Raw genomic sequence first — 8,063 nt, 5'->3', positions numbered from 1 at the left:
CTGGCACCCCCGCCCTAGGGGGGCGGCCGGGGGGCCCGCCGCCCGCGCCCCCCCCCGAAGGGGATGACGTCGAGGTCGCTGGGGAGCACGAACGGGCCGGAGAAGTGCTCGGCAGCCTCGGCCCAGACGCTGTCCGGGGCATGCCCCGGGACGAGGTGGTGCAGCGCCAGGGTGCCGGCGCCGGCGGCCTCGGCGGCCTTCGCCGCCTCCCGGACGCTCGTGTGGGACTTGTAGTGGTGGTCCCGCGCGGCGCGCGACGCGTCGTCGGTCTTGTCCCCATACAGGGACTCGACCCACTCGAAGTCGATCGCCTCGTGCAGGAGCAGGTCTGTGCCCTGGGCGAGGGCGATCAGGTTGGGGGTGAAGCAGGTATCGCCGGAGATCGTGACAGACCCCTCGGCTGTGTCGAAGCGGAACGCGAAGGCCGGCGCCACCGGTGGGTGCTCGACCAGGATCGCGGTGACGGTGACGAGCTCGTCCCGGTAGACCTCGAACGGATCCATCTCGGGGGTCGCGTTCGTGTTGGGGTGGTAGCCGATCCCGGCGGGGATCTCGATGTCCTCGGCGCGGAACACGTCCAGCGGGCTCGGCTTGAGCGAGTCGAGGATACGGTCGTTGAGGTCCGTCGCGTGCGCGGCCATGAGGGTCTCGAACATCTCGCGCGTGCCCGGCGTCGGGCTCTGCGGGGCGAGCGGCTCGGGACGCACGACGGCGCGCGGGGACACCGGGGGCAGCTCGCCGCGGTTGCCGGGTCCGAGGATCCGGACGGGATCCGTCCCCGCGCGGTCCTGGAGCGCGTAGAGGCCGAAGATGCCCAGCCCGGCGAGGTCGTAGACGTGGTCCGAGTGGAGGTGCGTGATGAACAGCGCGCGCAGGTCCTTCAGGTCGAGGCCCGCCTGCGCAATCCGGCGCCCGGCGCCCTGGCCGAGGTCCACGAGGTAGAACGCGTTGCCGACGACGACCGCGGTCGCGATCCCGGTCCGCTCACCTGAGTCGGGAGCCGACCACCAGCGCGGGCCGCCTGCCGTGCCGAGGGTGACGACGTGGGGTTCGAGGGTGAGGGCCATGCGGGAGCTCCTTGGTTGATCGGGGGTCTGCGTCCCAGTGTGGTGTCCGCCACATGATTTGTATAATCAATCAATCGAAGGTCTCTTATCAGGAGTGCTTATGTCTTCGGAGTTCACCCTCCGCCAGCTCGAATACGTCGTCGCGGTGCTCGACGCCGGCTCGGTCACCGAGGCCGCGAAGCGCAGCCGCATCTCGCAGGCCGCGGCATCGATGGCGATCGCCCAGCTCGAGAAGGCCCTCGGCGTCGACCTGTTCGTGAGATCTCGGTCCAAACGGCTGGTCCCGACCGCAGCGGGAACGGCCCTCGGCGGCAGGGCCCGGCGCATCCTCGGCGAGGTCGCCGAGATTCCGAGCAGCGTGCGGGGAGGCTGGGAGGAGCTCCGCGGGCGCGTCAGTCTCGGGTGCATGATTGCGATCAGTCCCCGGCTCATGCCGAGACTCCTCGCCGAGACTGCGGCGAGGTGGCCCGAGATCAAGCTCGAGTTCGTCGAGGGCGCGGCCGAGGAACTCCAGCGCTCGGTCGCGGACGGCGAGCTCGACGCCGCGTTCGTCTACTCGCTCCAGGCAGTCCCCGGCGTCGACCTCGTGACGATCGCCGAGTCGCGGCCACATATCATGCTCGCGAAGGGCCACCCCCTCGCGACGAGGCCCTCACTCCGATTCGCCGACCTCGCCGAGGAGGACGCCGTGCTGTTCGACGTCCCGCCCAGCGCGGAGCGCGTCATCTCGATGTTCCAGACGGTCGGTGTGGAACCGCGGGTGCGCTGGAAGAGCGTTGTCGCGGAGAACATCCGCGGCATCGTCGCGAGCGGCCGGGCGTACTCCGTGACCAATGTCTGGGAGGGCATGGATGAGCACTTCCAGACCGCTGGCGTGGTCCTCGTGCCGATATCGGATCCGCTCCCGTCCAACTCGGTGGTCGCGGCGGTCCCGCCGGGGCTCCGCCGCCCGCGGCGCGTCGACGCGATCATCGGTGCGGCGCGGAGCATAGCTCGGGGATAGGCGCCGTCCGACTTATCGCCTCTCAGGCCAGCGGAGGTGACTCCGCATCGCAGGAAGGTGACTCCGCATCGCAGGAAGGTGGCTCCGCATCCCGTCGTCAGGATGCAGGGTCACCTCTCGCCGTTGCGGGGTCAGCTGTCCGCGGTGCGGGGTCAGCCCATCGAGACGCCGAAGACGAACCCGAGCAGGTACGTCACGGCAGCTGCGCCGAAGCCGATCGCGAGCTGCCGCAGCGCCCGGGTGAGCGGCGAGGCGCCCGCGAGCAGGCCCACGACCGCACCGGTTCCGAGCAGCGCGATGCCTACGAGCACACCGGCCACGAGGAGCGCCGGAACCCCGACCATCCCGAACAGGAATGGAATGATCGGCACGATTGCACCTGAGGCGAAGAAGCAGAAGCTCGCGCTCGCGGCGCCCCACGCGGACCCGATCGCCTCGTGCTCGTCCTCGGGCTCCTCCTTCTCGGGGTGCAGGGACAGGCTGGGATCGCAGTCGCAGGAGAAGTCGCCGAGGCGCTCGGCCGCGCGGTGCTCGGCGGCTGCCTGGCTCATGCCGCGTGCTTTGTACACGAGCACCAGCTCATTCGCGGTGAGGTCCAGATCCGGGGCGGCCGTGAGGGTGATCTGCGTGGGGCGCGACGCCGAGAGCAGCTCGCGCTGTGACCGCACCGAGATGAACTCGCCGGCACCCATCGAGAGCGCGCCGGCCAGGAGCCCGGCGACGCCAGAGAGCAGGACCACGTGGCTCGCCACGCCGGATGCGGCCATGCCTGCCACGAGCGACAGGTTGCTCACGAGCCCGTCGTTGGCCCCGAAAACGGCGGCACGGAACATCCCGGACAGCCGGGTCCGGCCGCGGACGGCGAGGCCTCGCACCACTTCCTCATGGATGCGCTCGTCTGCGGCCATGGCTGGCGTCGCGTAGGGGTCGGAAGCATACGGGGAGCGGCTTTCGGCGCGCTGGGCCATCGCGAGCACAAACACGCTGCCGAAGTGCCGGGCGAGGAATCCGAGCAGCTGGCTGCGCAGCGACGCCGCGCGCGGACGGCCGATTCTGTCGCCGAGGAGAGTCGTCCAGTGCGCCTCATGGCGGCGCTCTGCCTCGGCGAGGCCGAGCAGGATGTCGCGTTCCTCGCCCTCGCGGCGCGAGGCGAGCGCGCGGTAGATCGCAGCCTCGGCCTTCTCATCGGCGAGGTACTGGCGCCAGCGGCGGAGATCGGCGGAGGTCGGCTCGGGACGGCGGCCCGAGGGCGTAGGCAGCGTCTTCTGCATGGAGGCTCCTGTGGGACTGAGGGTACTGGGTGGCCCCATTGCCTCGGCTACTGTAGACCTTTTCGGCCTCCGAATTCGCGCGGTCAACCGCCGTCTGGGAGTTAGGCGAGCCTGAATTCAAGCTCCTTCTGGTCGCTCTTGCCCAGTAGGTCGGCCGGGCCGCCATCGTGCGCTCGTCGGGGGAGGCTAGGCGACCGAAACGGGTGCGGGATCCTCGATGCGCCGCGCCAACCGTGGCTCCCGCCCGCGCGGAAATCCTCAGTAACAGGTGCGGATTCCTGTTGGGCAACAGGTGTTGTCCGATAGGCTATGGGTGATTCGTCTAACAGTCCGTTGCGACCGCCGTCACGGCATTCGCCCAGAAAGAGCACCGATGAAAGCACTCCCCGTCGAGCCCACCAACACGCCGGTCGCGATCGGTTCCCGCATCCGCGCCGCACGCCAGTCCCAGCGCATGACCATCGAGCAGGTGGCCGACGCGACCGGACTGACCAAGGGCTTCCTCTCACGGGTTGAGCGCGACCTGACCTCCCCGTCCGTGGCCTCGCTCGTGACCCTGTGCCAAGTGCTCTCGATCGCCATCGGCGACTTGTTCGCCGTCCCGGAGACCTCGCTCACGCGGGCCGCGGAAGCACCCCGGATCTCGCTCGGCGGCGAAGGCATCGTGGAGAAGCTTCTCACGGCCAGATCCGAGCGCCGGTTGCAGGTGCTCCAGGCGGACATCGCGCCGCACGGCAGGGGAGAGTCCGAGCTGTACGCCGTGGACTGCGACGTGGACGTGCTCCATGTAGTGCGTGGCACGCTCACCCTCATCATGACGAACGAGCAGTACACCCTGAACGCCGGGGACACCCTCAGCTTCCCCGGCCGCGAGCCGCACACGTGGATCAACCCCACGGACGAGCCGGCCACGGTGCTCTGGATCCTCGTGCCCGCCGCGTCGCGCTGACGCCCGCCCGTTCCAGATGCTTCTCGCTCGCGTATGCGGTGTTGCACGCGGACCCGCCCGGTGGGGCACGCGTCACGCGGTCCCTACTTCCGCGTCATCAAGTACGCCGCCCAGCCGTGCGGCCACCCACGCAGTCCGGACTCCCCTGCAACCCGCTCGATCGCGAATTCAGCCCCGAACCGGCGCTCTACCTCGCCCGGGAGCAGCGCCATCTGCCCGAACGGCAGCGCCGCGACGGCCGCGCGCTCCCACCGCGACGGAATCCATTCGAAGCACCAGAGCAGGAACAGCCCGCCCGAGCGCAGCAGCGGCACCACGGCCCGCATGTATGAGTCGCGGTCTTGGATGCTCAGATCGTCGAACGAGCCGTAGTCGACGAGCACGTCGAATGGCCCAGCCACGTTGCTCATGCGCGTGAGGTCATCCTCCACGAAGCGCACCGCGACGCCCGCAGCCTCCGCCTTGGCCCTCGCCTTCACGAGGGCTGCCGGCGCGAAGTCGATAGCTGTTGCATCGAAGCCATGTTGGGCGAGGAATATCGAGTTGTCCCCTTCGCCGCAGCCGAGGTCGAGGGAGCGACCGGGCGGGACGCGGCCCGATTCGACAAGCCGGACGAGTTCGCTTCTGGCGGGTCCCACCCAGGGCGGCGTGCCGTGGCGGTACCAGAGGTTGTAGAAGGCCTTCATGGCATTGGCCTTTCTCTGTGGCCCCATGAGGGGCGCGAGTAGGTTGCCAGCGGCGTCGGCAACCGGGCGGGAACGTGCGGGGAGGACGCCAGAGGCGTATCAGCCCACGTGCACCCAGGGGCGCTCGGTGATGTCCGGCTCCGCCTCGCGCAGCACCTCGCGAGTCACAGGCGCAATCTCGCCCTCGCCGAAGAACAGGAACTTGGTGAGGTTCGCCACCGGGTTCCCCTCGGTCCAGCGGAAGTAGATGTGCGGCATGAGTCCCGTGACGTTGCGCAGGTGCAGGAGGATCGCGGCAAGGGTGTTGGGCACGTTGCTGGAGTGCACCTCGAGGACCTTGAAGCCGTGGCGCTTGACGCCATGGATGTCGAGCTCCTGCTCGAATTCGGAGGAGTCGTCCACGACGACCTCGATGAACAGGATGTCCGCGTCCTCGGGCAGGTGGTTGGCCGCGCGGGCGTGTTCAAGCTTCGACCGGTACCGGTCTGAGTCAAGCCGCTTCGGTTCGTGGGCGATGAGTCGGATGGGGCCTTGGTCCGTGTCCGCGAGGAATTCGAGCGCCTGCTCGTCGAGGCGCACATGGGTGGCGCGCAGCTCGAACGAGCGCCCCACGCGGGAGGCAAACGAGACGACGAGGATCCCCACGATGAACAGCGCAGCGATGCGGATGCCGTCCGGGCGCTCCACGACGTTGGCGACGGTGGTATAGACGAACACGGCGCTCACTATGCCGAACGCCCACATCTGGGCCTTCTGCTTCTTGTGCCGCGCGGACAGCGTCACGGCCACTGCGGCGGACGTCATGAGCACGAGGACGCCGGTCGCATACGCTCCGCCCTGCGCATCGACGCTCGCCTCGAAGATCCATGTGATGAGGAAGCCGATCGCCGTGAAGACGAGAACGAGGGGCCGGACGGCGCGCGCCCACGTCGGAGCCATACCGTAACGCGGAAGGTATCGGGGCACGAGGTTGAGCAGTCCGGCCATGGCGGATGCTCCCGCGAACCACAGGATCGCGATCGTCGAGACGTCATAAACGGTCCCGAACCCGTCGCCGAAGAACTGATGCGCGAGGTATGCGAGCGCGCGCCCGTTGGCCTTTCCTCCGTCCTCGAACTCCGCGGCGGGGATCAGGATGGTCGTCGCGAAGCTCGAGGTGATCAGGAACGCGGACATGATGAGGGCGGCCGTGGTCAGCAGGTGGTGCGTTCCGCGGATACGGCCCGTGGGGTTCTCCTCGGTGTCGCTCGGGTCTCCCTTGACCTGGGGCATGACGGCGACGCCGGTCTCGAAGCCGGAGAGGCCGAGGGCAAGCTTCGGGAACACGATGAGGGCGATCCCCACCATGATCAGCGGGTTGCTGTGCTGGGTGGTGAGCGCCCCCCACCAGTCGGTGACCATGGCCCCTTCGGTCAGAACGCGCACCACGGCAGTCCCGACGACCACCGCGTTGAGCGCGAGGTAGATGCCCACGAGCACGACGGCGACGTTGATGGCCTCCTTGAACCCGCGCAGGAACACGATCCCGAGGGCCGCGATGAGCACGAGCGTGATGGTGATCTGCTGCCCGTGCAGCGCCGGGGGCGCGAAGGGGTTCTCGATGAGGTGCGCGCTCGCGTCGGCCGCGGAGAGTGTCATGGTGATCATGAAGTCGGTTGCAGCGAAGCCGAGGAGCGCGAGAACGAACAGCTTGCCCGTCCAACGCGGCATGAGTCGCTCGAGCATCGCGATGGACCCCTCGCCGCGGTGGCTCTCGCGGGCCACGCGCCGGTATACCGGGAGAGCGCCAGCCAGCGTCACGACCACGAGGATGATCGTGGCCAGCGGCGCGAGAAGTCCGGCGGCGAGCGCGGCGATAGCCGGCTGGTAGCCGAGCGTTGAGAAGTAGTCGACGCCAGTGAGGCACATCACCCGCCACCATGAGGAGGGCTTGTGGTCCTCGTGCGGGACGCCGTGGGGGCCCTGCCGCTTGCCCGCGGATTCCGGCATTCCCTCGAGGAGCCACTGCCTGAAGCTGGATCTGCGATTCCTGCGGCGCGGTGACGGTTCGGCCGGTGGCCGCATGAGAGTGGACATGGCTCCTGCTGATCTCTCGGAATATGGGGGTGCTGCAGCTTGGAGCGTAGGCCACGGCGAACCGGCGGGAACTGCTCTTTATGGAACCTTAGCGCCGGTGGGGCCCACGACGGCGCGTGCGCACCTGCTATCCGGGTTCCGTGACAGGCTCCCGGGTTCGTTGGCCATGGCGTAGCTTCTACCCTGCAGATCGCTCGGGGCCGACAATGTAGGCAGGCACCATGCGTCAGGTGAGAGGACCGGCCATGACTCGACGCCATTCCTCCTTCAAGGCCGCCGCAGCCCTCGCGCTCGCGGCGGCGTTGGCCGCCTGCGGGGCGCCTCAAGCCTCACCGCAGACGACGACGCAGGGCACTGCGCCGCCGTCGTCCGCCACAGCGAGCGCGACGCCCACGCCGACCCCGACCCCGACTCCCACCGAGAATCTGGCGACGTTCTCCTTCACCACCCAGAAGCTGAGCCTGCGCTATCCGTCGGGCTGGATAGTTGACGCGAAGACCTACGCCGGCATGGGCGGCACGGGGGAGTCCGCCGCGTTCAAGGATGCCTCAGGGAAGCCCGTCGTCACGGTGCAGATCAATTCCGGGGCCTATGACGTCGGGTGGCCCGTGCAGCGCACGGTCATCGAATCGGGCGCGCTCCCCGGTCTCGCTGCGGGCGGCTTCGCGGGGTACCAGTACGCGTACTTCGCCGAGGTGCCCCAACCGGCGGGCGGGCCCGGCACGGTCTGCTGGCTGCGGATCTCTTCGCAGGTGCCATCGGACGGGGCGGGCGTTGCCGGAGGCCTTCCCCCGGGGGGCCCTGTGCCCGTCGGGCCGGGCGCCGTGCAACCCCCATACTTCATCACTGTCTGGCTTGGCGGCGAGGACCTCAACAAGTGCGGGAGCGTGGACAATGCCAAGGCGTGGTGGGCCTCGAAGGAGGGGCAGCAGGTGAGGTCTGCCGTCCTGAGTCTCACGGCGGGATAGTGTCCGCGTAAACAAGGGGTGCATATGAGGCAACTTTTCCTGT

The 8,063-nt window shown here is 68.7% G+C and carries 7 protein-coding genes; 3 read left to right on the top strand and 4 right to left on the bottom strand.

All coding sequences use genetic code 11. The features are described 5' to 3' along the window. Positions 1-14: 14 nt before the first annotated feature. Positions 15-1,067, bottom strand: coding sequence for an MBL fold metallo-hydrolase (locus RBS60_RS17220; protein ID WP_307958792.1), 1,053 nt, complete (start codon positions 1,065-1,067; stop codon positions 15-17). 100 nt (positions 1,068-1,167) lie between these two features. Here RBS60_RS17220 and RBS60_RS17215 point away from each other — a divergent pair, with 100 nt between their 5' ends. Continuing rightward, the gene (locus tag RBS60_RS17215; RefSeq protein ID WP_307958791.1) at positions 1,168-2,070 is read left to right on the top strand and encodes a LysR family transcriptional regulator; all 903 of its coding nucleotides are present in this window, start codon (positions 1,168-1,170) and stop codon (positions 2,068-2,070) included. 152 nt (positions 2,071-2,222) lie between these two features. Here the strand turns inward: RBS60_RS17215 and RBS60_RS17210 are convergent, their stop codons facing one another. Beyond that, positions 2,223-3,341, bottom strand: a complete 1,119-nt coding sequence (locus RBS60_RS17210; RefSeq protein ID WP_307958790.1) for a VIT1/CCC1 family protein — start codon at positions 3,339-3,341, stop codon at positions 2,223-2,225. A 373-nt stretch (positions 3,342-3,714) separates the two neighbouring features. Here RBS60_RS17210 and RBS60_RS17205 point away from each other — a divergent pair, with 373 nt between their 5' ends. Further along, complete coding sequence (locus tag RBS60_RS17205) at positions 3,715-4,290, top strand: cupin domain-containing protein (protein WP_307958789.1); 576 nt, start codon at positions 3,715-3,717, stop codon at positions 4,288-4,290. A gap of 83 nt (positions 4,291-4,373) precedes the next feature. On the opposite strand, the gene RBS60_RS17200 is transcribed toward RBS60_RS17205, so the two are convergent. Both RBS60_RS17200 and RBS60_RS17195 read right to left on the bottom strand, forming a co-directional pair. Beyond that, on the bottom strand, positions 4,374-4,976 hold the full coding sequence (locus RBS60_RS17200; RefSeq protein WP_307958788.1) for a class I SAM-dependent methyltransferase: 603 nt from the start codon (positions 4,974-4,976) through the stop codon (positions 4,374-4,376). Between the two features lie 99 nt (positions 4,977-5,075). Beyond that, positions 5,076-7,052 (bottom strand): amino acid transporter, encoded by a 1,977-nt coding sequence (locus tag RBS60_RS17195; protein ID WP_307958787.1) that lies wholly within the window; start codon positions 7,050-7,052, stop codon positions 5,076-5,078. A 245-nt stretch (positions 7,053-7,297) separates the two neighbouring features. Here RBS60_RS17195 and RBS60_RS17190 point away from each other — a divergent pair, with 245 nt between their 5' ends. Next, the gene (locus tag RBS60_RS17190) at positions 7,298-8,020 is read left to right on the top strand and encodes a hypothetical protein (RefSeq protein ID WP_307958786.1); all 723 of its coding nucleotides are present in this window, start codon (positions 7,298-7,300) and stop codon (positions 8,018-8,020) included. The last annotated feature ends 43 nt before the right edge of the window (positions 8,021-8,063 follow it).

The organism is Sinomonas sp. ASV486 (assembly GCF_030908215.1).
GTDB lineage: Bacteria > Actinomycetota > Actinomycetes > Actinomycetales > Micrococcaceae > Sinomonas > Sinomonas puerhi.
Note: the sequence above shows the minus strand (reverse complement) of the source record. Positions and strands in the feature narration are given on the sequence as shown.